26 protein-coding genes and 4 pseudogenes are annotated in these 26,101 nt (G+C 42.1%); 4 read left to right on the top strand and 26 right to left on the bottom strand.

Annotated elements, in window-relative coordinates:
* Positions 1-126 precede the first annotated feature (126 nt).
* The 16 genes and pseudogenes from VQ00_RS14775 to VQ00_RS14715 form a co-directional block, all read right to left on the bottom strand.
* Positions 127-906: a PAS domain S-box protein gene (locus VQ00_RS14775; RefSeq protein ID WP_046180888.1), complete on the bottom strand. Its 780-nt coding sequence runs from the start codon at positions 904-906 to the stop codon at positions 127-129.
* Between the two features lie 428 nt (positions 907-1,334).
* Positions 1,335-1,892, bottom strand: a complete 558-nt coding sequence (locus VQ00_RS14770; RefSeq protein ID WP_052728573.1) for a tyrosine-type recombinase/integrase — start codon at positions 1,890-1,892, stop codon at positions 1,335-1,337.
* On the bottom strand, positions 1,865-2,209 hold the full coding sequence (locus VQ00_RS14765; RefSeq protein WP_046180887.1) for a phage integrase SAM-like domain-containing protein: 345 nt from the start codon (positions 2,207-2,209) through the stop codon (positions 1,865-1,867). The genes VQ00_RS14770 and VQ00_RS14765 overlap by 28 nt, the downstream gene beginning before the upstream one ends.
* 225 nt (positions 2,210-2,434) lie before the next feature.
* Positions 2,435-2,551 (bottom strand): annotated as a pseudogene (locus VQ00_RS19530) (hypothetical protein); the annotation flags it as partial.
* Positions 2,552-2,676: 125 nt separating this feature from the next.
* Positions 2,677-2,940 (bottom strand): hypothetical protein, encoded by a 264-nt coding sequence (locus VQ00_RS14760; RefSeq protein WP_046180886.1) that lies wholly within the window; start codon positions 2,938-2,940, stop codon positions 2,677-2,679.
* Positions 2,941-3,119: 179 nt separating this feature from the next.
* Positions 3,120-3,788: a site-specific integrase gene (locus VQ00_RS19225; protein ID WP_245618129.1), complete on the bottom strand. Its 669-nt coding sequence runs from the start codon at positions 3,786-3,788 to the stop codon at positions 3,120-3,122.
* Positions 3,789-3,872: 84 nt separating this feature from the next.
* On the bottom strand, positions 3,873-4,280 hold the full coding sequence (locus VQ00_RS19220) for a tyrosine-type recombinase/integrase (protein ID WP_245618128.1): 408 nt from the start codon (positions 4,278-4,280) through the stop codon (positions 3,873-3,875).
* Between the two features lie 154 nt (positions 4,281-4,434).
* Positions 4,435-4,566, bottom strand: a pseudogene (locus VQ00_RS19215) (hypothetical protein); the annotation flags it as partial.
* A gap of 170 nt (positions 4,567-4,736) precedes the next feature.
* Positions 4,737-5,501, bottom strand: a complete 765-nt coding sequence (locus VQ00_RS14750; protein ID WP_046180885.1) for a hypothetical protein — start codon at positions 5,499-5,501, stop codon at positions 4,737-4,739.
* A gap of 49 nt (positions 5,502-5,550) precedes the next feature.
* On the bottom strand, positions 5,551-6,471 hold the full coding sequence (locus VQ00_RS14745; RefSeq protein ID WP_046180884.1) for a hypothetical protein: 921 nt from the start codon (positions 6,469-6,471) through the stop codon (positions 5,551-5,553).
* A gap of 336 nt (positions 6,472-6,807) precedes the next feature.
* On the bottom strand, positions 6,808-7,782 hold the full coding sequence (locus VQ00_RS14740; protein WP_052728571.1) for a hypothetical protein: 975 nt from the start codon (positions 7,780-7,782) through the stop codon (positions 6,808-6,810).
* 4 nt (positions 7,783-7,786) lie between these two features.
* Positions 7,787-7,972, bottom strand: coding sequence for a hypothetical protein (locus tag VQ00_RS14735; protein ID WP_046180883.1), 186 nt, complete (start codon positions 7,970-7,972; stop codon positions 7,787-7,789).
* Positions 7,973-8,489: 517 nt separating this feature from the next.
* Entirely contained in the window at positions 8,490-9,497 is a 1,008-nt protein-coding gene (locus tag VQ00_RS14730; protein WP_156154081.1) for a hypothetical protein, read from the bottom strand.
* A 792-nt stretch (positions 9,498-10,289) separates the two neighbouring features.
* Positions 10,290-10,514 (bottom strand): annotated as a pseudogene (locus VQ00_RS14725) (7-cyano-7-deazaguanine reductase); the annotation flags it as partial.
* A gap of 38 nt (positions 10,515-10,552) precedes the next feature.
* Positions 10,553-11,572, bottom strand: coding sequence for a tyrosine-type recombinase/integrase (locus tag VQ00_RS14720; protein ID WP_046180881.1), 1,020 nt, complete (start codon positions 11,570-11,572; stop codon positions 10,553-10,555).
* Between the two features lie 159 nt (positions 11,573-11,731).
* A complete protein-coding gene (locus VQ00_RS14715; protein ID WP_046180880.1) occupies positions 11,732-12,925 on the bottom strand; it encodes an acetate kinase in 1,194 nt (397 codons plus the stop codon).
* Between the two features lie 295 nt (positions 12,926-13,220).
* On the opposite strand from VQ00_RS14715, the gene VQ00_RS14710 reads away from it, so the two are divergent.
* Positions 13,221-15,086 (top strand): DUF4084 domain-containing protein, encoded by a 1,866-nt coding sequence (locus VQ00_RS14710; protein ID WP_052728569.1) that lies wholly within the window; start codon positions 13,221-13,223, stop codon positions 15,084-15,086.
* The gene (locus VQ00_RS14705) at positions 15,087-15,665 is read left to right on the top strand and encodes an HAD hydrolase-like protein (protein WP_046180879.1); all 579 of its coding nucleotides are present in this window, start codon (positions 15,087-15,089) and stop codon (positions 15,663-15,665) included.
* An 80-nt stretch (positions 15,666-15,745) separates the two neighbouring features.
* Here VQ00_RS14705 and VQ00_RS14700 read toward each other — a convergent pair whose 3' ends face one another.
* Complete coding sequence (locus tag VQ00_RS14700) at positions 15,746-17,359, bottom strand: methyl-accepting chemotaxis protein (protein ID WP_046180878.1); 1,614 nt, start codon at positions 17,357-17,359, stop codon at positions 15,746-15,748.
* 137 nt (positions 17,360-17,496) lie between these two features.
* On the opposite strand from VQ00_RS14700, the gene VQ00_RS14695 reads away from it, so the two are divergent.
* Complete coding sequence (locus VQ00_RS14695) at positions 17,497-17,856, top strand: DoxX family protein (protein WP_046180877.1); 360 nt, start codon at positions 17,497-17,499, stop codon at positions 17,854-17,856.
* 139 nt (positions 17,857-17,995) lie between these two features.
* Here VQ00_RS14695 and VQ00_RS14690 read toward each other — a convergent pair whose 3' ends face one another.
* From VQ00_RS14690 to VQ00_RS14650, 9 genes are all read right to left on the bottom strand, one after another.
* Complete coding sequence (locus tag VQ00_RS14690; protein WP_046180876.1) at positions 17,996-19,435, bottom strand: DEAD/DEAH box helicase; 1,440 nt, start codon at positions 19,433-19,435, stop codon at positions 17,996-17,998.
* Positions 19,436-19,513: 78 nt separating this feature from the next.
* Positions 19,514-20,440, bottom strand: coding sequence for a metal ABC transporter substrate-binding protein (locus VQ00_RS14685; RefSeq protein WP_046180875.1), 927 nt, complete (start codon positions 20,438-20,440; stop codon positions 19,514-19,516).
* A 1-nt stretch (position 20,441) separates the two neighbouring features.
* Positions 20,442-21,302 carry a metal ABC transporter permease gene (locus VQ00_RS14680; protein WP_046180874.1) on the bottom strand — a complete coding sequence of 287 codons (861 nt, stop codon included), beginning with the start codon at positions 21,300-21,302 and terminating at the stop codon, positions 20,442-20,444.
* Positions 21,299-22,045, bottom strand: coding sequence for a metal ABC transporter ATP-binding protein (locus tag VQ00_RS14675; RefSeq protein WP_046180873.1), 747 nt, complete (start codon positions 22,043-22,045; stop codon positions 21,299-21,301). Before VQ00_RS14675 ends, VQ00_RS14680 begins: the two co-directional genes overlap by 4 nt.
* Before the next feature lie 191 nt (positions 22,046-22,236).
* On the bottom strand, positions 22,237-22,431 hold the full coding sequence (locus VQ00_RS14670) for a 2-hydroxymuconate tautomerase (protein WP_046180872.1): 195 nt from the start codon (positions 22,429-22,431) through the stop codon (positions 22,237-22,239).
* Between the two features lie 18 nt (positions 22,432-22,449).
* Positions 22,450-23,553 (bottom strand): NADH-dependent flavin oxidoreductase, encoded by a 1,104-nt coding sequence (locus tag VQ00_RS14665; protein ID WP_046180895.1) that lies wholly within the window; start codon positions 23,551-23,553, stop codon positions 22,450-22,452.
* A gap of 78 nt (positions 23,554-23,631) precedes the next feature.
* Positions 23,632-23,949 carry an IDEAL domain-containing protein gene (locus VQ00_RS14660; protein ID WP_046180871.1) on the bottom strand — a complete coding sequence of 106 codons (318 nt, stop codon included), beginning with the start codon at positions 23,947-23,949 and terminating at the stop codon, positions 23,632-23,634.
* 26 nt (positions 23,950-23,975) lie between these two features.
* On the bottom strand, positions 23,976-24,395 hold the full coding sequence (locus VQ00_RS14655; RefSeq protein ID WP_046180870.1) for an Rrf2 family transcriptional regulator: 420 nt from the start codon (positions 24,393-24,395) through the stop codon (positions 23,976-23,978).
* Positions 24,396-24,537: 142 nt separating this feature from the next.
* Entirely contained in the window at positions 24,538-25,731 is a 1,194-nt protein-coding gene (locus VQ00_RS14650; RefSeq protein WP_046180869.1) for an MFS transporter, read from the bottom strand.
* A gap of 166 nt (positions 25,732-25,897) precedes the next feature.
* Between VQ00_RS14650 and VQ00_RS18660 the strand changes: the two are divergent.
* A pseudogene (locus tag VQ00_RS18660) lies at positions 25,898-25,996 on the top strand (TetR/AcrR family transcriptional regulator); the annotation flags it as partial.
* Positions 25,997-26,101: the final 105 nt, after the last annotated feature.

The following is a 26,101-nucleotide window of genomic DNA, read 5'->3' as shown; positions in this document are numbered from 1 at the left end:
AGGAATGCTGCCCCTTTAGCACAATAAGAAAAAGCCGTCTCATGACGGCTCTGACTCCAGAGAACGAACCTGCAATGAAGATGGATAACAATATATCTATATCACGGAATATAATTGATATCCTATTCAAACACTTACGAAGCTATCCTTTAACACCAAATCATGTACTGCCTGCTGTAAAGTTCCAAATATCTGTATTAGGGATAAATCGGCTCCGAGCTGAACAACACTTTGGGCAATTTCGGGTCTTATTCCCGTTACAATAGAACGAACACCAAGCAAACCAAGTACGGCACTAGTTTCAAACAGACATTGGATTACCATTGCATCAAGTTCATAGATGCCTGAAAAATCGCTAATCAAAGTATGGACACTATGTTCCTGTACTTTTAAAGGCACATGTTCTAAAATATAATTCGCTCTTTCAGAATTGATAGAACCTACTAGGGGTAAGACAGCGACCCCTTCCAATATAGGGACGACTGGAGCTGATAGTGTGTTAATTTCTTTGGACACTTCTTCGAGTGATCTTTCGATTTCTTTACGCTTTGTTATATCTCTGACGACAGATTGAATCACTTTTTTATCCTCATACAAAACAGGAGTACAATTTGTTTCTACATCAACTAGTGAACCATCAAACCGTCTTAATTGTTTTTCGATAGTTCCAGTTGGTTTATTTTCATCAAGGATCGATTTTGTGTGCCTTACTGTCAGCTCTCTATACTCCTCGGGTACGATATCGAATACAGATTTACCTATAACTTCCTCACTGGAAGCGGCCCGTAAAAAGGCTACTCCTGAAGGGTTTATATACTTAAATTTCCCATCTTGTTGAATAATAATTACCTCCGTGGTCGATTCCACGATTTGACGATACAATTTTTCATCCGTATTATTTCCCATGAAAATCCACTACTCCTTATCAAAAGCTATAAGTTTTCAACTAAAAACATTATACAATAAGTGAATAATTATTGTATTTTATGCCCCTTATCTGTGCTTATTAGTTTAAAAATCCTTCTTCAACTAACCTGCTCCGTTAGCCATCCATGCCGCACTTCGCAGCACCACAGATGATGAAATATTTATTATTCTTTCATGGGAGTTCAATAAGAAAATCAACATCAGTCTTTATATACATATTATCGTCCCTGCTTTATAAACCCGAGTGATCATCTGGTCGCAGCTTGTATCCTCTATAGGCGTTTTTCTGATTTTCATCTACCTTACTACCTTCTTTATAAAATAGGCTACACATGCTTCTGAAGGCTTTCCATTCATAGTCTATCCGCTTCCCGCTTGGCTTCTATAATACCTGCTTTTGTATGCGTTTATATGTTTAATCGGACTAAACTGTTCATGCTGACTTTTATTGTGTCGTCCAAAACATGAGCGTAAATCATCGTGGTAGAAATTTCAGCATGACCGAGAATTTTCTGTAATACTCGAATCGAACCGCCATTTTTCAGAAACAACATACTGCCTGTATGCCGAAAAATATGAGGATGTACACGCTTTTCAATTCCTGCTCTTTGTGTAATTTCATGAAGATGTTTTCTAGCAGGATCATCCCTTAAAGGTTTTCCTGCATTCGTCAGAAAGATATAGTCCGATTCAAATTCCTTACATTCATCTATTAACTTTTCCAATAAATTCAACGTTTTCTTTGTGACTGGCACAATTCTAAATAAACTGTTCTTTGTCTTATTAAAAATAATTGAGCCGTGTTCAAAATCAATATCCTGCCTCTTTAATGCTAATACCTCTCCAATACGTCCAAATGAATCTAATAAGGTATGAATCAGCACGTAAACACGAAAGTCGGCATACCAACTTTTATCAAGTGAATTAAGGAGTTTGGTTATTTCTTGATCTGATAATGTATCCACTTGTTTCTGTTGTTGCTTAATATTCTTAATACCGGAAAAGGATTTTTTTGAAGATGACCTTCTTCAATCAAACATGAAAATGCTGCTTTTGCTAACCGTAAATAGGAGTTAGCCGATGTAATGTTGACACCAATTTTCTTTTCCCTGTCCCATCTCACACCTTTAAATTGTTGCTTCTCATGCAATTGCCACTCAATAAATCTTCTTGCATCTTCAATTGTGAAATTTTCCATATATTTATTTTTTGCAAAACATCGTTCCAAATTATTAAAAAGTTTGTTGTAATTCGTTAGTGTATGTTTAGATAATCCTTCCATCTGCTTTACACGAATAATAATGTCCCTTGCCCTTCTCAACAGTTAATTTGTGTTGAATCTTTGTTTCTCTAGCCAATAAAAAAATCCCCCTTTCTGTACTTGAATCCGTACAAAAAGAAGGATTAGGGGGTCATTCGTGGTAGTGGTCACAAATGAACGTATTTACCTTATTATCTAACATTATAACCATCACCAAGCATTCACGCTAAACGTTGAAGAAACGCCTTACACGCCTGCTAAACGAGAAACGTCACGGGCAATCATCACTTCTTCGTTTGTTGGAATGACGATGACTTTAACTGGTGAATGCGGGTAGCTGATGAATTGTTCCTCACCGCCTACAAACCCTTACAGGACAAGGAATTAGGGAGCTTTTAAATCCCCTCTTATGTATTGTTGGTTTGTATTGTACCATGATTGGTAATTGTTTTACTACTTTTTTGAGCGATTAAAGGCACTGAAGCATTTCAGCCTAGACAACGTGAATCTTTTTCAACCCAAGCTATAACCTCAGCATTTGTCTGTACTTCAGAAATGTCTTTAATATTGACCCATTGATTATCTTTTCTCAAGTAAAACCTTCCCGATGGAACACAAAGCTCAGCAAGAACATTCTTACGACGCTGCGTTGATTTTTTATATTCGATATTAATATCTTCATCTTCAAGAGTTTTGACTTTATAATCTGGATGTTCTTTGAAATAAGCTAGAAGAGACGAAACATGAATCACAAAAATACCCCTTTCACGTTTATATCAGTTTTTCTACAAGCTAAAAGAAAAACTTAATTGTTCAACTGCTGTTTTATACTTACTTTTTACTATGTAAAATACTATGGTTTTCATGCAGTCCTCATGAAAATCGCCGTCTGCAACTCCAGTTATATCAAGGGCTGAGCGGCTTCATTCAATCATTGGTCACCACTATGGTCACTAGACTTGAACAATTCATCAAACGTGCCAGCCGCTTCAAGCTGCATAGACGGTAATACGTGGCTGTATGTGTTCAATGTGACAGTTACATTCTTGTGACCGAGCCGCTCCTGAATAATTTTTGGATTCACCTTATTAGCCAGCAAAAACGTGGCATGTGTATGTCTTAGATCATGAAGACGGATTTTGGGAAGTCCTAACTGCTCGACAGTCACCTTAAAAGCTCGTCTAAAGTTATTCGGATGCACCCAGTTTCCGTTCTTCGTACAAACAACTAGATCATATTGAAGATACTCATCCGCCAGCACCGCCCGCTCCCGAAGGATATGCTCATGATGTGCTCTCAGGTTGCTCAACAGAGCGTCAGGGACATAGACAACTCTCAGAGCGGCATCGGTCTTCCCTTCATCCACGAAGCCGTACACGCTGTCCTCGTCGATCTTGCTGAGTGTTTGTCGAATGAAGATTCGTTTACCTTCAAAGTCAATGTCACTCCATCGCAAGCCAAGAACCTCACCCATCCGCATACCTGTCTGAGCGGAAATACTGAAGCCGATAAAATGCCTTGTTAAGTTCAACACTCGCTGAGAAGCATCCAAAAACAACATCATCTCATCCGCTGTCCATACCCGAAGCTTTTTCGGCATTCTTGGCAATGAAATATCGTCTAACATCGACTTGTTCAGGATGCCTTTCTGAGAAGCCTTATAAAGGACTTCTGCAACAATGCCCTAAGCAGCTCGGATTGTCGCTGGAGACAGTTTACGCTCTTTGTGGAGCGTCTGAATGTAGGTCTGAATAATCGATTCAGTGAACTCACTCATCCTCACATCTCCGATATACGGCACAATGTTGTAGCGGATTTGCTGATCATAATTTTGAATCGTACTCGGCTTTAGTTTAATCTTCTTTGCATTAAACCACTGTTCTAGATACTTTTGAAAATGAAGTCTAGACAAGCTGATTTCTTTTTCTTCACTGATTTGCACTTGAAGTTTTGCTAGTGCTATCTGAGCTTCTTTTTTTGTTTCAAATCCCCTTCTGCGATACTGATTTCTCTTTCCACTAAAAGAGTCCCTTCCTGCATCCAGAACAAAATAATATTTTCCCGTACTTAAATCCTTCTTTATTAAAGCCATTACCATCACCTATTCCTTTAAGTGATGCGACCCTATATTATACGTAAGATTATTTTATCATGGATTCTTGTTCGACCATGATTTTTTGATTGCTAGATACAAGCTTTCACAAACAAAAAAAGCCAAACCTCATTAAAACAAGGCTTGGCTCTTTTTAGATTGATGTGTTACTCATATCATCTTCTTCTAGCTTGTCTACTACAACTGCTTCTGTTGTTAGGAACAGAACTGCCACAGACGCTGCGTTTTGAAGAGCCGAGCGAGTTACTTTTGTTGGTATAATGACGTTTCATTAGTTTCTAAAAAATATATAGACTACTTCACAATTTGTAGTGTACATTTCAATTATAAAGTAGTCATGAAAAATAGAAAGAAGTAGAGAAAACAGCCTCTCTAGACCTTACAAATTTCTTTGGACAATGGTAAAAGTGAATAGCAAAGAATTTCAAGTTCTTTTCAAATTGCATATAGTACAAGAGGAATTATTTTCTTCTTGTCTTCTGATGTAAATTGAAAATACCCTTGAATCAATTTATCAGATTCTAATTTATCATCATGGAGTTCTTCCAAAGGCGAACCTTCATAAGCCTTTTTGTCTTCGTACTTTTTTACAATCACTTCTACATAGTCATTTTGAAATTCTTCAGATATGTAATCAGTTGGAAACCAACCTGAGATTTTGTAGAGTTTTTCAGCTGCATGATCAACATTTAAGCTAAAACTATATTGAGTTTCGTACCCTTCACTGTCTAACTTGTCAAATGTCGCTTCATACCTTCTAAGTTGTACGATGAAATCTGTAGACCTTAAAAAGTACCATACAACATCCAGCAACTCTAAACACCTATCTACATTAGGCGGTTTTGCATCATTATGCTCAATATCATTTCTTACAAGCATCAGCTTCTTCATAAATAAAGGTCTAACAATGCCAAATGCCTCTAACAATTCCAAATACCTTTTTTGTTTATTAACATTACTAATCGATCTAAAATTGTAAATCTCTTCTATTAGTTGCAAACGTTGATTGAGACTCCTTTTTAAGTTTGCTACTCCATCCGCCAGTTGAAAATCGCTGCTAGCATTTTCAATTAAATTCTTTGCATATTCCCAAATATAATATGCTCTTTTCCACTTTTCACTATCCACAAATCCACCACCATTAGAATAGCATCTCCAATTAAATACCTCATTACTGATCCAAACTTTATGTTTCTCCATATATGCCCTCACTTTTAATACATATTCTCTAATTAGGATACAAAAGAACCTATTTTTCTTCTTTTTTCAAATAATAGAAGTAAGTGGATTGTGAACATTTTTGCAAAACATCATACGTATTCCATAACTCATTCTCTTTTGCAGGAGTATGATTATGAATTTTTTTTAGTATAGTGTTAATCATCAAGGTTAAATAAAACATCATTTCTAAGAAGCAGCTCATCGTTCCTTTTGAACCTTTTGAAGCCATGCCAAATAATGAGAGATTTAAGGGTCCTTCCTCATCAAAGGAAGTGGAATATGCACCTACTACACTTGATAGATATGAATTATGTATGGTTTTGGAATAGAAATTGTATGTCTCAGAACGGGAAGTATTAAGACGAACTAACATTTCTTCGTTGTCAATGCCTAATTGAGTCTCAATCTTGGTAACTCCCTCTAATAATTTTTTGGGTTTAAAGAATTTATACCATGCACGCCGCTCCATGTCTTCATCTTCTGAATTATGATAGATTTTCATAATTTCTAAATCGGAAGACACCAAGATAACAATCCAAGATAACTCAATAAGGACTCGGAGAATTATGCGTGCCGAAAGATCAAACCCATCTTCGACTAGCCTAATAATGGATAATATATGATTAGAAATATTAGTAAAACAGTTTTGTAAAGTTAGAAGCGGTGTCCCTTCGACCTCTTCACTCCATTCCTGTGACAATTTCAAACTATTACCATTACCTTGATTAATCGCTAAACTTAGCGAAGCATATACCATACTATAAAGATAAGCAATGCTTAATTCAGTCTTTAATTCTTTTTTCACTTCATTATTGCTTTCATTTCGTCTTTCATTGATGAGTTCTTCAAACTCTTCTAAATTAAGGATATTTATGTTTGTTTCCCCCCTGAAACTCTCCATAAATTCCAACACTTTATTTCTTAACTCCTTATCCTCAACTAATTCCATAAATACTCTCCTTTGTATTGAAATGAAAAGTACCACCGGTTTCTTCAAACAATATTAACTGCGTTACTCTTCTCTCTCACCAATACCATATTGCGGAATACTCGATTAGCATTATGTTTCCCCTTGCTAGGGTTCTGTGTTTTTATGTTCAAACTGCCAACCTAGTGCTAATCGAAAATTCCAAATACTCTACCGCTTGCTGTGTTCTTCTTAAATGTTTTTAAAACGTATGATATTCGAGGTAAATTAATATATATTAATCACTTGCTACCCAATAAGACTTATTTGTTTATCAATACATATGTATATATTAATATACTTCTAATTTCGTACCTTTTAAATTTCTTCAACAGGTTCTTTATAATCAAGGTGCTTTGTAACGTGGTATACTTTGCGTTTCGGAAAAGTATAGTTTGGTTCTGTGTTCCACTCTGTTTTATCTTCTATCAAACAGTATGTACTGGCGTCGGTTTTATAATCTCCACGCTCTAGACAAAAATCAGCTGGTATACAAGCAAGCATATGATACGCTTTAAGCATTTTCAATACTGCGTCTCTTGTACTTGGCTTAATACCACTCTCCGCCGAAATAGTTTCCAATGAAATGCTCACATCAGTATTTTTACCATAACGACTACGCAGGAATGAAAGCATGTAGAAAGCATTAATTCCTAAGCCTTCTGTAGTCATACATTTTATAAAAGCATCCATACCAACCATGTGAGTGTACTCTTTTCCCCCTTCATAGAATGTGCCGTTGTAATCCGTTTCTTCCCCTTTTTTTATGTCTTCTTCGTTCAATGGATTTCTGTAACCTGTTGCCAGTAATGGTTCTTTAATCTGGCGTCTTTTAAGCTTTTCTCCATTTGTCCAAAGCTTCCTTAATTCTTCATCCCACTCTTCAAAGAAAGCGAATTGGGGGAAACCATAATCTCCATCTTCATCTGGAAACCATTCCACAGGTGCTTTTTTAAATGAATGTGTTGCTGTAATACCTAAACGGTCAAGCACGCCACCTTTTTTAAAGATGTAGGTATATTCACTACTTGTTTCAGCAATACCCATGATTTTCTTGATTGCTTTATCTGTTACATTGTCCAATTCCATCATTCCATATTTAGCATAACGATAAAGCCATGTAACCAAAAAGACATATATATAAGCAACCGCAATATGAGGTGCTTTCACCTTATTCAATTCTTTATCCTTTACCAGTATTTCAATAATTTCGTTCGGCATCAACAAATAGTTCTCCTTGTCATTATAGTCTATCATCATTTTTAACTCTTTTTCTGTTAATCTCTTTCCCACTTGCCTAATCCCCTTTTTTAATTTGCTTAACAATTTTACTTAACGCTTTGTCCAACTCTGGACTTCTTTCAAATAGCCAAAACTTGTTATGAGTTGTTTCATGTAATGCACATGTTATAAATGTCAATCCTTCTCCTTTCAAACACATCATTAGCTTTCTGTCATAGCAAAAGAAAAACCCTTGATTCAATTGTTGTACTCCCCCTTTACTTTGAAAACGCTTCTAATTGTATAAAGCACAAAAAGCCTTCACTATTTGAAGGCAAGGATAAGATATGCTTTAGCCAACGAATCGATTTTTCAAATCAATTATTCTTAGATATGTAGTCAACAACTTCTCTTGACTACTCTCTTATTATATCATTTATTCATCAATTTGTCAAATAAATATGCTATATACCTATTGACGTACATATAAATAAATGATATATGCTCGAGATAAAAATCCAATTTTATTCACACGCAAACCATACGAAAAAAACATGTTTATTAAGCAGGTTTTAATCATGCTGCTAAAGCATTTGCACGTGTGAGAAATGAGGCTGATTGCGGGGAAGGAGGTACTTATGCCTGTTTTGCTAGAACAACTTTCGAAAATGGTCATTAAACACCCCACTCTTCTTCCTCAACCATATGTGAGATTTTAAATGATAAGCGGCAAAACCAAAATAAGACCCCTCTTTTTTTGAGGGGTCTTACAATCATCATTATGGAACTAAACTTCCTTCAAGCATTCCGCCAAGCTCCGCTTCAATTTCTTCCTGTGTCATGTCTTCCACTGGCTTGTATTCTCCACCGCTGTTATAGTCTTCAGGATTATCGGAAGGACCATCCGCTGGAACATATTCGCCGTTCTCATTGTAGTCATTTGGATTTGTAGAAGGTGCCTGCGGATCGCCGTTAAGCTCCTCTTCTGTATACGGTGAATTTTCTTCTAAATCACCCGCTTCAATAATCGTTTCGGATTGTGCACCACCACTATTTGTTGTTTCTTTTGGTGCAAGGTATGAATCGATCACGCTGGCTAAAGTGTTTCCACCGATATTGTTTTCCAAGATGCTTTTTAACATTCCTACAATTGCAGCTTCTGTGTCTGCTTCATGACCAATTTTAGCGTACCTGCCTTCAATATAAGGTTTAATTGTATCGGTTATAGATTGATCAAATTTCTTTCTTTTGTCTTCTGAGATTCCTGTTATAGTTTCTTGATACATAGCTGTGGCCTCTTCATAATCTTTTTCTTCAATTGCAACCATTATGTCCGAGGCAGTATAAACGTTTCTTTCTTTTATTGCTACATCTTTTATTGCTACATCTTTTATTGCTACATCTTTTTTTCTTTTATAAGACTCTATTTTTGTGGAGAGATCTTTATCGTCAATCACCAACGCTTCAATTTCCGTGACTGTATTATAGAAGTTGGCTTCGGAAATATCTCCATCTTTCAGCTGTTTGTGCTTTTCTTTTAAATAATCCTGGAGTGTGTTGGAGACGGTCTGATTTATTTCCTCTTGTTCTTTTGTCGTTGCCTCCGCTAAAGCCCTCTCATAAATTTCTTCAGCTGTTCCATAGTTTTTTTCTTCAATGCTGTCAATCATTTTTGATGCTACAGCAGAATCACTGTTTGAACAGCCGCTCAGTATGGTAAAGGATAGCGGCACTGCGACAAGTTTTGTCAGCAACCTGCCCATTTTCATAAAATCTCTCTGTATCATACTTAATTCATCTTCCTCCCTGACACGTTAGTAACCCACTTAAATAGTAAGTCACTTTAGAACGCTCTCTGTGTTATATCCGGCTATCTACTCTATCTCTAGGCACTCTATAATACAATTGGACTTTTTGTAGATTCGAACCAATTTACCCAATACTAAGAGTATACATTTTAGTAATTAAATGTCCATAGCATATTGAGAACATCCTATTTAAAGATTACAGTTCGAATGCAATATTTACTATTCATTCTTCAATCCCCTTTGCCGAGGAATTGAAGAAGCAGATAGAAAAAAAGGGGCTGCTGTATGTGTCCGAGCAGCAAGAATAACTACATCTTTAAATAATAACCTTCATGCCACCTTTGACAGGGGAAGCATGAAGGATTTCTTATGTGTAGTCTTTTGTAATCGATTAAATATCTAAAAAGTTAAGCGGATTGTACTTATCATTTTGCTCCCTCAGTTCATTTCCCCACATTGCAACGTAACGCATCGTCACATTAATTTTTTTGTGTCTCATTAACGTTTGGATAGCAAAAGCACTCGTGCCGGACATCGCCAGCCTACAACAGAATGTATAATGAAAGGGTGAGAAATTTATTCACAAACATACTTGTTAATAAAAAAGACATCTCCAAATAGAGATGTCTCTTTATACGTATAATGCGTGGTCACATCACCTTATTTTGTACTTCTGTTGGTCACATTTTTGGTCACATTTTTCGAAAAAAAGTTGTTTTCGTGGTCACATTTAAGCCAATTTCGTGTGACCACGCTCGTTTTTCCTGCCCCTTACCGATTATCCACCGTCTCTGGATACAAGTCATGATTCATCATCCGGTACTCCGCCATTTTTTCGTACTTCGTCCCCGGCTTGCCGTAGTTCGTGTACGGATCGATGGAAATGCCGCCACGAGGCGTGAATTTGCCCCATACTTCAATGTAGCGTGGGTCCATGAGTTCAACGAGGTCGTTTAAGATAATGTTCATGCAGTCCTCATGAAGGTTGTCATGATTGAGCAGGTGAAACGAAGCGGTTTAGCTCCCTTATTTCCTCATTGTCTCTTTAGCCTGCCTTTTTTGTTTGTTCTTGTTTTGTAACCCTGCTTCTCATCCAAATGCTTAATAGGTGAAAACTGCTCGTGCTGACTCTTTATAGTCGTGTCAAATACGTGAGAGTAGATCATTGTAGTTTGAATATCACGATGCCCTAGGATTTTCTGGAGCACCCTCATCGAGCCTCCCTGTTCCAGAAACATTTTAGATGCTGTATGCCTGAATAAGTGAGGATAGATTCTTCGTTTGACCCCTGCCTTTTCGGCAATGTCTCTTAGCTGCTTTCGCACTGTGCCGCTCACCAGCGGTTTTCCCGTATTCGTTAAAAAGATATACTCAGAATCAAACTCCTCTGTTTCACGGATTAACTGTTCAAGCAAATCTAATGTTCTCGTTGTAATAGGAACAATCCTGAACAAATTGTTTTTCGTCTGTTGAAATGTGATAGAGGCATTTTGATAATCGATATCCTTCTTTTTAATACTCAGCACTTCAGTAATCCGCCCAAAGGTATCCAATAACGTATGAAGCAGTACATAAGCCCGGAAATCCGCATACCACGTTCGATCTAACACGTTTAACATCCTTGTAATCTCATCCTCAGAAAGCGTGTCAACCTGCTCCTGCTGCCTCCTAATATTCTTTAATGACTCCCATACATTCTCTTCAAGGTATCCTTCATCTTGAAGTGTATTGAAAGCGGCTTTGGCATACTGAAGATACGAATTAGCTGAACCGATCGAGACACCAATTTTCTTATCCTGTCTGAATCGCACTTCTTTGAATTGCTCTTTTTCATTCAATTGCCAGTCAATAAAGCGTCTGGCATCTTCAATGGTAAAGTTGGAAACGAGCTTTCTTTTGGAAAAGCAACGTTCAAGGTCATTAAACAGCTTCTGATAGTTCTCCAGAGTATGCTTTGATAGACCCTCAAGCTTCTTAATTCTTATGATAACCTCTCTTGCTTTTTCAATCGACAGTGATTCCTGCACCTGTGTTTTTCTTCTCTTTTTTACCAATGAAAAAACCCCCTTAGTGTGTGATGGTTTTCAACACATAAGAGGGTTCAAAGGTGAAATTCTGGTCATGGTTTTATTTCACCAAATATGCTATTTAAAAGCCCATTTCCCGACCTGTAACCATCACCAAGCATTCACGCTAAACGTTGAAGAAACGCCTTACACGCCTGCTAAACGAGAAACGTCACGGGCAATCATCACTTCTTCGTTTGTTGGAATGACGATGACTTTCACTGGTGAGTGCGGGTAGCTGATAAATTGTTCCTCACCGCGCACGTTGTTTAGTGCCGGGTCCCAGTAAACGCCCATAAATTCAAGGCCGCGCATAATGCGTGCCCGTGATGCAATGTCATTTTCACCAATTCCTGCTGTAAAAATGATGGCGTCCACACCGGACATGCGCGCTGCGTAGGAACCGATGTATTTGTGGATACGGCTTGCGAATACTTCAAGCGCTGTAACCGCACGTTCATTGCCTTCTTCAGCTGCTTTTGACAAGTCGCGAAGATCACTTGACACGCCGGATACGCCAAGCATACCGCTTTTTTTGTTCAATGTGTCTAACACTTCGTCCGCTGTCTGGCCGGTTTTTTCCATAATAAAGGGCATTAACGCTGGGTCGATGTTACCGGAGCGTGTTCCCATGGCAACGCCGGCAAGCGGTGTGAAGCCCATCGATGTATCAATTGATTTCCCGCCTTCGATCGCCGCGATGCTGGCACCGTTGCCAAGGTGGCATGAAATTAAGCGCAAATGCTCGATTGGACGGCCAAGCAGTGCCGCTGCGCGCTCAGATACATATTTGTGCGATGTGCCATGAAAGCCGTATTTACGGATGCCGTAGTCTTTGTAATATTCATATGGCAGGCTATATAAAAATGATTTTTCCGGCATTGTCTGGTGGAACGCCGTATCAAATACCGCGACGGCCGGTACGCTTGGCAGCACGGCGCGAAATGCGCGGATGCCCGTTACGTTCGCCGGGTTATGAAGCGGTGCGAGTTCTGACAGCTCTTCAATTTCCGTAAGCGTTGCCTCATCGATAATCGCCGAATCGTCGAATTTTTCGCCGCCGTGAACGACGCGGTGGCCGATGCCGTCGATTTCGTCAAGGGACGCGACGATGCCGTTGGAGACAAGCTTCGACAGCAGCATTTGAACCGCGACTGCATGATCCGGAATGTCCGTTACTTCTGTGTCTGTTGTGCCGTCGGGTTTTGTAATCGAAAAAACAGACTCTGTCAAGCCGATTCTCTCAACAAGTCCTTTCGTCAGCACCGTTTCCATGGGCATTTCAAACAGCTGAAATTTTAATGATGAACTTCCTGCGTTAATCGCAATTACTTTAGACATTATATCCTCCTCGTGATCGAACAATTTATCTCTATATATAGGAATAACGTGTTCCAGACAAAATAGCAAGCATTCCTTCTCTCGTAAACCGTTTACATGAAATAATAAATATTTTCCGACAAATCTCTTCTATGTTTTAAATTCGCTTCCTATTGTCTGCTTTTTTCTTATTTGTGCTTTTTCAAAAAAATGGGATGTTTTTCAACTAATCTCTACCATGAAAAAGCCGTTCGTCGAAATCGCTTCTTTTTATGCTAAAATACTGAGAAGGCTTTTTCGTTTGGAGGATCGGTTTATGAATGCAGGCTCGCGTGTTAAGCTGTTCATTTTCATATACATAAGTATTTATTACGGCTGGCTGTTTGTTTTCGAAGATCAGGAATGGATGAAGACGCTCGGCGGAAACGTGCTGTCGGTCGTCGCAATCGGCATTGCCCTCGTGTGGCTGTTGCAAATGATTAGATCCCCTCATGTTCGAGACCGATTTTTTTGGAAGTTACTGGCCTCTGGGTTAACGTTCTACTTTTTGGGAGAATGCCTATGGCTTCTATTTGAATCATTCTGGCGGATGAAGATACCAACAGTTGGATTCCTGGATATCTTTTTTATTGCGCATGTTTTATTTTATTCGCTTGCCATTCTGATCAAATTTAAACAAACACGCCTTACGGTGCAGACGGTCCGCCTGGTGTTTGATATGCTGATCACGATGACCGTTGCGATTAGTTTCAGCTGGCACTTTCTCATTCAGCATATTTTAGAGGATGTAGCAGCAACGCCGTTTGAATTGCTTGTCACGCTCAGCTATCCTGTGACAGATCTTGGGCTTTTGCTGGCTGTATCTACCTTATTTTTCGGCTTACATCATTCACAGGCAAAAAAAGAAATGCTTTTTATTTTGTTCGGCTTGTTCGTGCAGATTTTCGCTAATTCCATTCATTTATTTTTCATTTTAAATAATGGCTATGAGTCCGGAAATATAACCGACCCTCTGTATATTTTATCTGCCTTATTGATTGCACTTGCCGGCCGGCTGTATGGGGATGCACCGGCTGAACCTGAGACCCGCTTGAAAAGCACCTCAATAATACGCCTGCTCATTCCGTATGCTTCGGTCACCGTGCTGTTTATTTTTATGATCTTTTATGCCGGCTTTAACGCGCTAACGATCGGAGCGGCGGTTTCGATTATTTTGCTCATGATCCGACAAGCGGTGACCATTGTGGAAAATCGTACGCTTTATGACCAATTGCTGCAGCGCTCTGATCAGTTGTCTATAAACGAACAGCGCTACCGCTCATTATTTGATTATTACCCGGAAGCCGCTTATTCGGTGGACCTTGACGGCCGCTTTCAATCGATGAATCAGGCGGCTGCAAGCCTTCTCGGTTTTTCAAATGAAACCGAGGCGATTGGCCTGCTCAGCACCTCCTTTGTGGCAGATGAAGATAAAGAACGGATTATGGCGCATTATCCGTTCTTATTTAATGGAGAAGCACGCGAATTTGAAGTAACTCTTCGCAGCCAAACCGGCCAGCAATTTATTATTAATATCACGAACATTCCAATTGTGGTGGACGGACGTGTTACCGGCATTTATGGCATTGGCAAAGACATTACTGAGCAAAAAAACAAACAGCGCCAAATGAAACATTTAGCGTATCACGACGGATTGACCGGTCTGCCGAACCGGCTGTCATTTGAAAAAAAGCTGATGAAGCTTGTGCAGGACAACCAAAAAGCATTTGCGATTTTGTACATGGACCTAGATGGATTTAAAAAGATTAACGATACGTTAGGGCACGATGCTGGCGATGATCTGCTCGTTTCTGTCAGCAGCCGGCTGCTCTCATCGATTCGCACGGGTGATATGGCTTCAAGGCAAGGCGGCGATGAATTTGCGATTCTGCTCAGCGAGTTTTCCAAACTTGAGGAAGTGCAGGATGTGGCCATGCGGCTGCTTGGTTTAATCAGCCAGCCGCATCATGTGGCTGGCCAAGCCCTCTTTCTTACGCCGAGCATCGGAATCTCCGTGTATCCTGATAACGGAGATTCGCCAGAACAATTGATCAAAAAAGCGGACATGGCGATGTATGACGTGAAACAGAATGGAAAAGGCGCCTACCGATTTTATTTCGAACATGAAAAGGAGAACGTATAAATGAAGTTACTTTGGGATTTAGATGGCACGATTTTTGATACGTATCCGGCTATTGTGAACAGCTTTGCGGCGGTTCATGAAGCGGCTCATGGCAAGCCGGTGGACCGGACTGAAGCGCTGCGCTGGCTGAAGAAAAATTCAAAGCTCGCGTTTGAGCATTACGGCATCTCGGATGATTTCCGCCCGATGTTTGCGGAGCTTGACCATAAAGAATCAGAGTCAGGCTGCCTGCCGTTTGACGGGGTAAAAGAAGTCCTGGCTGCAGCGGATGTTAATGTCATTGTCACGCACCGGACAAAAGCTTCTACTACTTACCTTTTGACAAAATGGGGGTTAATTGATTATTTTGATGAAATTGTCAGCCCGGAAGATGACGGATTTCCACGCAAGCCGGATGCTGCAGCGTATTTGTATTTGCACGAAAAATATGGACTCGACTGGGCGATTGGCGACCGGTCGCTAGACTTGATTCCAGCGCGGGCAGCCGGGATGAAAACCGTGGCCTTTCAGAATATGGACATCGAGGCGGATATTTATTTAGACGTATATGACGAGACATTTTATAAAAAAGTAAAATAACGTAAAAAAATCGAACCTCATAAAGGTTCGATTTTTATTTTTTGGGAGATGTCTCCGACTTTATTCGGCGGACATTTCTTTTATTTTGCCAGCTTAAACCGTTTCGCGATCATGCTCAAGCCTTCTGTATCAGCAGAAAGACGACGGGCATCTTCCGACATTTGATGAACACTGTGTTTATTTTGATCCATTTCTCCAACTGTCCGCGCCACCTGTTCGGTAAATCGTTCGGCGATGTGATTGACGTCATGGATAACCGTCTCAAGCTGTTCGCCGTCCTGAAGAATGCGTGTCGCGTACGTCCGGTTGCTGCGGGCGGCGCTCAATGTATCAGAGGCAATGGTATTTAAGCCGAGAATCGTCTCCCCCGCTTGCCGCATATGACGAACGCTCGATTCCATCCCGCTCCGGCTGTTTTTTACTTGCTCCGCCACACGATGAATATCATCACGTGTTTTTTCAAGCGCAGACAAAATATCGGCAGAAAATATATTCGTTTCTTCCGCCAATTTCCGGACCTCTTCCGCCACAATCGCGAATCCGCGGCCAGCATCTCCCGCCCGCGCCGCTTCAATAGACGCGTTCAACGCCAACAAATTCGTTTGAGCCGCAATGGCGGTAATGGACGTAACAATGGCCATTGTGGCATCCGTATCGTTGGAAACGGCCCTCATTTTGCCTGCTGCCTGGCCGATTCCTTCCTGCACGTGCACCATGTCTGCTTCAATTTCACGCATTATTTGTGCACCCTGGCCCGCTGATTCCGCTGTTTGTTCGGACAATGCAAACGTGGCATCCATCTCTTTTTCCATGCCGCGAATGCTTGCCATCATATCCTGCACGACCGCATGTGCGGACTGCAGCGACGACATTTGCATCTCAGAACCTGATTGAAATTCCTGCATCGTGCCGGACAGGCTTTCAAATGTCTCAAGCAGGCGGGCAGACTGCTCCGCTTGCGTCCCTGACACATGCTGAACGGACTGAGCAGATTTTTGCAGCTCGCTCATCATATTGCGCATCCCAAGGACGACTTTATTAAGCTCAAAACCAATTTGATGAAATTCGGTCCGGCGTCCGCTTTTCACTTCGGATGTTAAGTCCCCGGCTGACACTTTTCTCGTCAACCGGTACCACGTTCGAATTTCCGAGGTGACCGTCCGGTACAAAAAATGGCCGGCAATTGCTGTGACAGCGAGTACGGCAAGCAACAAAAATGCAACCGTGTCTGTCAACTGGCCTGTCAGCCAAATCGAGAACAGCGCGGCCAGCATCGGCAGCGTACTGATTGCTCCAAACGCCGGGCGTAAAAATGGCTGCTGCGAGATTTTTCCAAGGCGCAAATTAAAGCGCTTACCATTTTCTAAAAAGTGAATAGGTGCGGACGCATCCATGATTAATTCTCCCGTATCCCGCGCATATTGCTGGACGATTGGCTCTTTCGTCTGAGCGGCACGCTGGCCCGTCTCATCCGAAAAAACGACTCCTTCCCGCAGCCTATTTGTATGAATGCGGGCCAATCCTGTTTCATCTACAATTAAAAGGTACTCGTTGTCTTGTAGTTCTTCATCAAGTAAATGGTGAAGCTCTTCGTAATAGTCTTCAACAAATTGTTCGTTCTTTATATATGGCTGAATTTTTTTCGCAATGGCCTGCACATTCTGCAAGGCACTGCGTTCTGACTGACGATTCATGTTTCTCCCCCTCTCCCGTTCATTATACAGGATGCCCCACATCATTTTGACTACTTTTTTAATATTTCGTTAAAATTTGACAAAATCTTTTTCTTTTACTACGGTTTAAAGAGCGTTTAGAAAAGGACGGGATTCAGTTGAAAACGATACTAAGGCTTTTATATGGGGCGGGCTTTTTGTTTGCGGGCATTGCCCATTTTACACGATCAAAAGGATTTGAAGCAATTGTGCCTGCTTTTTTGCCGTTTAAAAAAGCGATCGTCGCGATTTCCGGTGTCATTGAAATTCTCTATGGTGTCGTGCTGCTGCTCGACCGCCGCACGTCGTTTGTCACTAAAACGATTCCGGGTTTTTTGGCGGCCGTTTTCCCGGCCAACGTGTACATGGCAGCGAAAAACATTCCGCTCGGAAATAAGCAGCTGCCAAAATGGGCCTTATGGGGGCGGCTGCCGCTTCAATGGCTGCTCATTAAGGGGGCAAAAAATATCGATCAATAACCAAAAGACGTCCGATGGCTGCACCGGGCGTCTTTTGGATTTACTTGTGAAATATGCTATTGGTCATGAAAGTCTGACTTTGCTCACGAAATGAAGCCGTTGGTCACGAAACAGAGACCCTGCTCACGAATCGAATCCATTAGTTTCTCGCTTTTTGCACTTTCAGCTGCTTGCCTTTGACAGTGGTTGTTTTCATCGCTTTCAATACCAATGGACCTTTGCCGTTTAAAATATCGACGTAGGTGACATTATCTTGAATGGTAATGATGCCGATGTCTTCGGCTTTCAACCCTGGCAAATTGGAAAGGGTGCCGACAAAATCAACCGCGCGCAGCTTTTTCTTTTTGCCGCCGTTAAAATACAGCTTCATAATGTCTTTGTTTACGTTTTTGCTTTTGTCTTCTTTTACTTGCGGACGTTCGGCCATTTTTTCCTCAAACGCAGGCTTGGCGGCTGCGATCTCGGATGGAGATGGCAGATCTTTACGCGGCAGCTCAAATCCGATATAGCTTTCAATTTCTGCTACGAACTTTTCTTCAAAAGGCGTCATTAATGTGATCGCCCGGCCGGTATGGCCTGCACGGCCGGTCCGGCCAGTGCGGTGCACGTAGCTTTCTTTTTCAAGCGGCACGTCAAAATTAATAACGAGCGGCACATTTTCGATGTCAATGCCACGGGCAGCGACGTCGGTTGCACACAAGTAGCGAAACTCGCCGCGCTTAAATTCCGTCATAACGGCGAATCGGTCTTCCTGCATCATGCCCCCGTGCAGCATGCCGCATGACATGCCCGCCCGGTCGAGTGTGTCAAACAGCGTCTCCACGCGCTCCTGCGTCCTGCAAAATAGCATCGCGCTGTCCGCATTTTCTACGGCCAGAACGTCTTTTAATGAGCGGATTTTTTGGTCCTCCACAGTCACCATAACGGCGTGTGTAATCGATGACGTCGTCATTTCTTTCGCCGCTTCAATCCGCTCCGGCGTGTTCATATATTTCTCCGATAAGCGGGCGATGTCCGGCGGGAACGTCGCAGAAAACAGCATCGTTACCCGGTCCTGTGGCAATTTTTCAATAATGGCGGATACTTGCTCAATAAACCCCATATTCAGCATTTCATCCGCTTCGTCAATGACGAGAAAACGGATTTTTTGCACATCAAGTGTTTCTTTTTCAATATGATCAAGAACACGCCCCGGCGTGCCAACGACGATATGTGTTTTTTGCTTGAGCTCAAGCTTTTGGCGGGCAAACGGTGATTTTCCGTAGACCGCGGTGGCTTTTGTCCGCTTAAACCGGCCGATATTTGTAATATCCTCTTTTACTTGCGCGGCTAGCTCCCGTGTCGGTGTTAAGACAAGTGCCTGCGGCTTATTTTCATCCCAGTTCGTCATCTGGACAAGCGGGATTGCAAAGGATGCGGTTTTGCCGCTGCCGGTTTGGGATTTAACAATCAAGTCTTTTTTTAAAAGAGCGGCAGGAATGACGGCTTTTTGTACATCGGTCGGTTTCGTATAAGATAATTCGGAGAGTGCCTTCTGAATATCTGCACTGATCGAAAATTGGCTAAAGTTATTTTCCATGGATTTATTACCTTCTTTTTCTATAGTGATGAACGTTTCTCATTATACGGTAGTTTTCCATAGAACGCCGATTTAATTTCATTTTTTCACATTTTCCATTATTACTTCCAGATTCGATTCCATCATGCCGAAGTAGGTATCCCCTTTCTCCCCCGGCTGTGCAAGTGAATCTGTGAAAAGAGTTCCCCCAATCGGCACCCCCGTTTCATCGGACACCATTTGCATGCTTCTCGGATCAATACTCGATTCGACAAAAAGAACGGGGATCTGTTTGTCACGAATGAGGTCTACGATGGAACGAACCTGGTCCGGCGTCCCTTGATTCTCAGCATTAATTTCCCAAATATACCCTGCATTAAACCCATAGGCTTTACTAAAATATTTAAAGGCGCCTTCGCTCGTCACTAGAAACCTTTTTTCAGGCGGAATTTGATTAAATTCCTCTAGCGCTTTTTGATGCAAATCGTTTAATTTCGCAATATAATCTTTCGCATTTTGCGCATAATCCTCTGCATGATCTGGGTCTATTTTGATTAACGCGTCCCGGGCATTTTCCGCGTACCGAATACCGTTTTGAATGTCCAGCCATGCATGTGGGTCTTCTTCTCCTTCTTTCCCTTTCGTCGTTAAGTACATTGGTTCTACGTTCTCACTTAACCGAAAAACAGGGGCATTCTCACCGGATTTACCGGCTGTTTCGAGCAGATTGTCAAACCATGAACGACCTGCCTCTAAATTCAGTCCATTATAAAAAACGACATCGGCATCCGTTGTTTTTTGAATATCCGCCGGCAGCGGATCATATTCGTGCGGATTCGAACCGACCGGTGCCAAGCTGTGAATATCCACATGCATTCCACCAACATTTTTAACAATGTCATATAAAATGGAATACGTGGTGACCACCTGCATCTTCTCCTGTTCAGTTGCTCCTTCTGGCGATTTTCCACAGCCGGCCGCCAGCAAAAGCAGCAGACCCATCATGCCAATCATCCATTTTTTCATTTTATATTTCCCCCTTTTCCGTATTTGCATAAGTTCTCATTCTCCGCCAGATCAGGCCTTGTTTTGGAGCCAGAAAAAACGCGAGAAGGAACAAAAGAGTGGAGACGAGAACAATGGCTGCCCCGGAAGCCAGATTATACGTGAAACTAATGTATAAACCGGCAACCGATGAAATAACGCCAAGCAGTGCAGATGCATACAACATGACCCACAAACGGTCTGTCAGCAAATACGCGGTTGCAGCAGGCGTAATCAGCATCGCGACAACTAAGATGATGCCGACTGTCTGCAAGGACGCCACCGTCACCATCGTCAGGAGCACGAGCAAAATATAGTGAATCCATTGCACCGGCAATCCGTATGCTTGTGCCATCGTCTTGTCAAAAGAAGAAACAAGCAGTTCTTTGTAAAAAAGGACGATCGATAAAAAAACAACAAATCCGATGCCAAGTGTTGCCCACATATCTGCTGTGCGTACGGCAAGCACATTCCCGAACAAGATATGATAAAGATCGGTGCTGCTTTTCATCCCGGTAATGAGCAGGATGCCGAACGCGAAAGCAGAGGTAAACATGATGCCAATGGAAATATCCTGTTTTATCCGGCTATTTTGGCTGATAAACCCAATCGCTACCGCCGTCACAACGCCTGAGACAACAGCTCCGATAAAAAATGGTATCCCTAACAGATACGAAATGGCTACACCTGGAAGAACGGCATGAGAAATCGCGTCACCCATAAGCGCCATGCCCCTCAAAATAATAAAACACCCGATCATGCCACAAATAATGCCGACCATCGCAGAGGTAAGCAGCGCTTTTTGTAAAAAATCATAATAAAAAATGGCTTCTAAAAAATTCATGCGTCTGCCATCTCCTTTTGATCGAGAAATGAGAGAGGATGAACGTAAGCTTGGCGTAAAAGTTCTCGTTTAAAAACCGTTTCAGCGTCTCCAAAACCAATCACTTTTTTATTTAAAAGCAACAGCTGGTCAAAATATTCGGTTGCTTTACTTAAATCATGATGGACAACTAATATAGTCTTCCCATCGGCAGCAAGCTCTTTTAATAAAGCAATCATCGCTGCTTCGCTTGCCACGTCCACCCCGGCAAACGGTTCATCCAAAAATAGAATTTCCGCTTTTTGTGCAAGGGCACGGGCGAGAAAAACACGCTGCTGCTGGCCGCCTGACAATTCACCAATTTGTTTTTTTGAGAATGGTTCCATTCCGACCTTTTTCAAACAAACCCGAGCCCATTCCTTTTCCTTTTTCCCTGGGTTTTTAAAAAACCCTAGTGTTGGATACGTACCAATTAAGACGGTATCAAACACCGTGATTGGAAAATCCCAATCAATTTCATTTCTCTGTGGCACATAGGCGATGGAGGTCCTCATCTCCTTAAAGGATTTTCCTTGGAAACGGACTGTGCCGCCGTCTCTTGAAATTAACGACAGCATTGCTTTCACAAACGTGGATTTCCCCGCTCCATTCGGTCCGATAATACCAACTAATTTCCCTTTTTCAACGATAAGATCAGCTCTTTGAATGGCTTTCTGTCCGTGATATGAAACGGATAATTCTGAGACCTGAATAGCGGGTATCATGTTGAACACTCCTTTCTTTCCCTCTTAAAAATATTTTGCGCAAAGGCAACTTTAATCCCAAAAAAAGTAGCTACAATATTCTTATGCCCTTATCAAAGAAAGTTTCCTTATAGCAACATTTTAAATTGAATGAAACTATTTTGTCAATAAAAAAAGAGCTGCTCCAACTTTAGTTGGGGCAGCCCTTTCACTTATTTTTCATCTTTAAATGAATACAGTTCGCCTTGCTTGCCGTAGTCATTCGGTTTCAAGTCTTCAAAAAAGACAAAAACTTTGTCCGCATCAACGTCAAACGACTCTTTGACAGCGGCGGTCATGCGCTTCACTAAATCACGTTTTTGTTCGGGTGTTTTTCCTTCTAATACTTTCACGGTAATAAACGGCATATGTTTTCACCCTTTCTCTTAAACGCCTGGAAACCAGCCCGGCGTGTTTACAATCGCATTCCAAAGCGGATCCGGCACAACAAGTTTTTCCTGCGCGTTTTTGTCAATTTTCACGGCAATCGTTTCTTCCTGGCCATTCTCTACTTTTTGTACCCAATCCGGCTCGATAATAAGCCCGCGGCCAATCGCAAGGAGGTCAACACCCGTTCCAAGTGCTTTTATCGCATCATCCGCTTTGTAAATCGACCCGACGCCGATGACCGGTATCGTATTTCCAGCGCGTTCTTTAATAATTTCCAGACGTGTGCGTGTATCATCAACACCGCGTCTTGGCTCGGACCAAAATTCCATAAGGGACACATGCAGGTAATCAAGCTCTTTTTCCTTTAAGGCATCGATCAGTTCTAACGTATCTGCCATTGTAATACCCGGTGTTTCCGGCTCTTCTGGTGAAAAGCGATAGCCGACTGCAAACGGGCGGTCTGCTTTTTCAGCGGCCTTCTTCACCGTATCAACAACCGCAAGCGGAAAAGCAAGGCGTTCGCCCCATTTATCAGTACGGCGGTTGGAATGTGGCGAGAAAAATTGCTGAATCAAGTAGCCGTTGGCGCCGTGAATTTCCACCCCGTCATAGCCCGCTTCGATCGCGCGGCGTGTCGTTTCACCAAACGCCGCAATGATGTTTTCCACTTCTGCAGCAGAAAGCTCACGCGGTACAGCGCTTCCTTCTGCTTCTGCCGGCACGTTGCTTGCGCTGACGACATCCCCATCCACTAAGTTTGGCGGCACCATGCGGCCGCCGTGAAAAATTTGCAAAATCGCTTTGGCGCCTTTTTCCTGAATCGCAGACGCAAGACGCGCGAGACTGGGAATCATCTCATCGCGGTCGGCGCCAAATTCACCCGGGAACCCTTTCCCATTTGGTGTTACGTATGTGCAAGCGGTGATTACCGCCGCCACACCTTCTGCCCGGCGTGCATAATACGCCACTTCCGCTTCGGTCACCGTCCCGTCATCATTCGATGAAAAATTGGTCATCGGTGCCATCACGATGCGGTTTTTTAACTCAACACCGCTTTTTAATGAAAAAGTTTCCAGTAACGGTGCATAGGTTGATTTCATTGCATTGATTGATTTCATTGTAAAACTCCTTTTGTTGACTATCCCCCGCTGCGTTGATGCAGCGGGCGACTGACATGATTATGAATATTGCTTTTTTAGTTTGCGCAATTCTGCAGATAATTGCGCAAACCATTCTTCATCTTTTGTTAGCAGCGCCATATCAATGAGCTGTTCAAGAGATGCTTCGACTGGCTCCTGTTCCAGCACGGGCTGCAATGATTTTGTAAGCACGCGGATCATTCGTCCGGTCAGCTCTTCATTCACTGAATCGACAATATACACTTTTATAATGTCTTCCGGGTTTTCTATTTTTACGACATATCCGTAGATTCTCTGTTTGTCCCACGTTTCGCCTTGTACCCAGTCACCAACATGAAATTGTGTTTTGTTCCCCATTTCTTTCACTTCCCTGTTTCAAACGGTTATACACCTGCTTTAATTTTTTGTAAAACAGAGGCAACCGTGAATTGGTATAAAAAGGAAGCGTACGTATCTTCCGCTTCCTTAAAAATGTAATCCATTATACCTTGCGTATTCGATGAAACCGGACACCCTTGTTCCGGGTCTCCTGTCTGCCAGGTTGGCCGCAGTTCGCCGCGCGATATCACCTCATATACATGGCCAAGCGTAATTTTTTCCGGGTCCTCACCGAGCATATACCCGCCTCGGATTCCTTCTTTCGTTTTTACAAATCCGCTGTTACGGAGCATGCTCATCACTTTTCGGATGCGCGCGGGGTTTGTCGCTACATTATGCGCAATCGCTTCACTTGATGCCATATGACCTGGCAAATAAGCCAAGTAAACGAGGCTGTGAACGGCAATGGTGAAATTACTATTCAACCATGTGTTCCCCTTTCAGAAACATACTGTAATCTTATTTTGTACAGTTTAAAAAGTCAATGGAAGTGATTTTACATGACTATTGAATTATTGTCAATACATCTTTTTGAGACTTTTTCCTCTTAAAAAAACTGCCTTCCGATTAGGAAGACAGCACGTTTTGCTTCGTAGCCCGTTTTTGCCATAGGATCGTAATAAAAAACGTGATCCCGAGCAGCACAAGGCCGAGCATAAATGGAAATAATATATTGACGTCGTATAAAAGACCAGCGCATGTCGGTCCAAGCACATTTCCGATGCTCATGTACATATTGTTCATGCCCATCGCAAATCCTTGCTCGTTGCCAGCCATTTTTGAAATGAGTGTATTCAAGACCGGCCGCAAAATCGACGTCGCGCAGAAAATAAGCAGCGAGATGCCGAAAAACAGCCAGTAGTTTTTGGCAAACAGCGAAAGAAAGAATCCGAGCGCCGCCACCGCTATAAAGACATTGAGCACTTTTCCCTCACCGTATTTCGTCACGATCCGGTCGACAATAAACAATTGCACGATCACACTGACAATGCCTGTCGATGTGATCATGAGCGCGATATCCTGCGGCGTGGCCCCAAACTCGTCATCAACGAATAAGCCGAGCACCGATTCATACGCCATTAAGCCGAAGCTCATCACAAGAGTGATGACGAGCGGGATAAAATACGGCATCGTCACCGAACGGGCAAGCTTTTTCACCATCGGCTCTTCCGCCGGGCGCTCCATCACGGCTGGCTGCTCCGGACGATCCGGTTCTTTCAATAAAACAATCGAGAAAAAGACTGCAAACAAGGCAACAATCGCTGAAATCAAAAACGGCGCTTTTAAGCCGAAGTCAGCGAGGAAGCCGCCGATCCCAGGGCCCACCACAATCCCGAACGACATTGCTGCAGAAATAAAGCTGTTTCCTTTTGCCCTCTGCTCAAACGATGTAATGTCCGCCACATACGCAAAAATGGCCGGGATAAGCAGGGCCGCGCCAATGCCGCCGATTACGCGGGATACGTAGAGCATCCAAATCGAATCGAAAAAATAAAACACAAAACTTGAAACGGCAAGTCCAAATAAGCCGTAAATAATCATTTTTCGACGGCCGTAATCATCCGCCCATTTCCCGGCAATTGGTGAAAAAATGAGCTGTGCGCCTGCAAAAATGGCGATCATCAGCCCCGCGGCCATACCGCCTTCGTTAATTGAATCTAAATATGCCGGCAAAATCGGAATGATGATGCCGAAGCTGCCAATGGCAATAAACATGTTGATCATTAAAATAATCAACTTTTTCCGCTGATCACCGGTCATGAAAAAAACCCTCCTTTTATATGTGCTTGCTCATTTTAGCAAATTGTTTTGGAAACGGAAATGAATTTATGCCAGATTTGACGATTTTTTTAGAGCAGGTATGATAATGAAAGAACGAATAAAACTATTTTTGTTTTTTTAGTTTCATGATCAGGAGGATTGATACATGAAAGACCGCATTATGAATGTCTTCATCGAAGAGATTCTCGACAAGAGCATGAAGTTCACGATGGACGACCTCGCGCGGAGGCTCGGCATCAGCAAAAGCTGTTCTCTTTCTTTTGTCTTCGAAAACTAATAAAACAAAAATAGTTTTTTCATTCTAAAAGTTAGTCCTGTTTATACGATTTAAGCGTGTAGACCGCCGCCG

The organism is Domibacillus tundrae, assembly GCF_000970675.1.
Classification (GTDB): domain Bacteria; phylum Bacillota; class Bacilli; order Bacillales; family Domibacillaceae; genus Domibacillus; species Domibacillus tundrae.
Note: the sequence above shows the minus strand (reverse complement) of the source record. Positions and strands in the feature narration are given on the sequence as shown.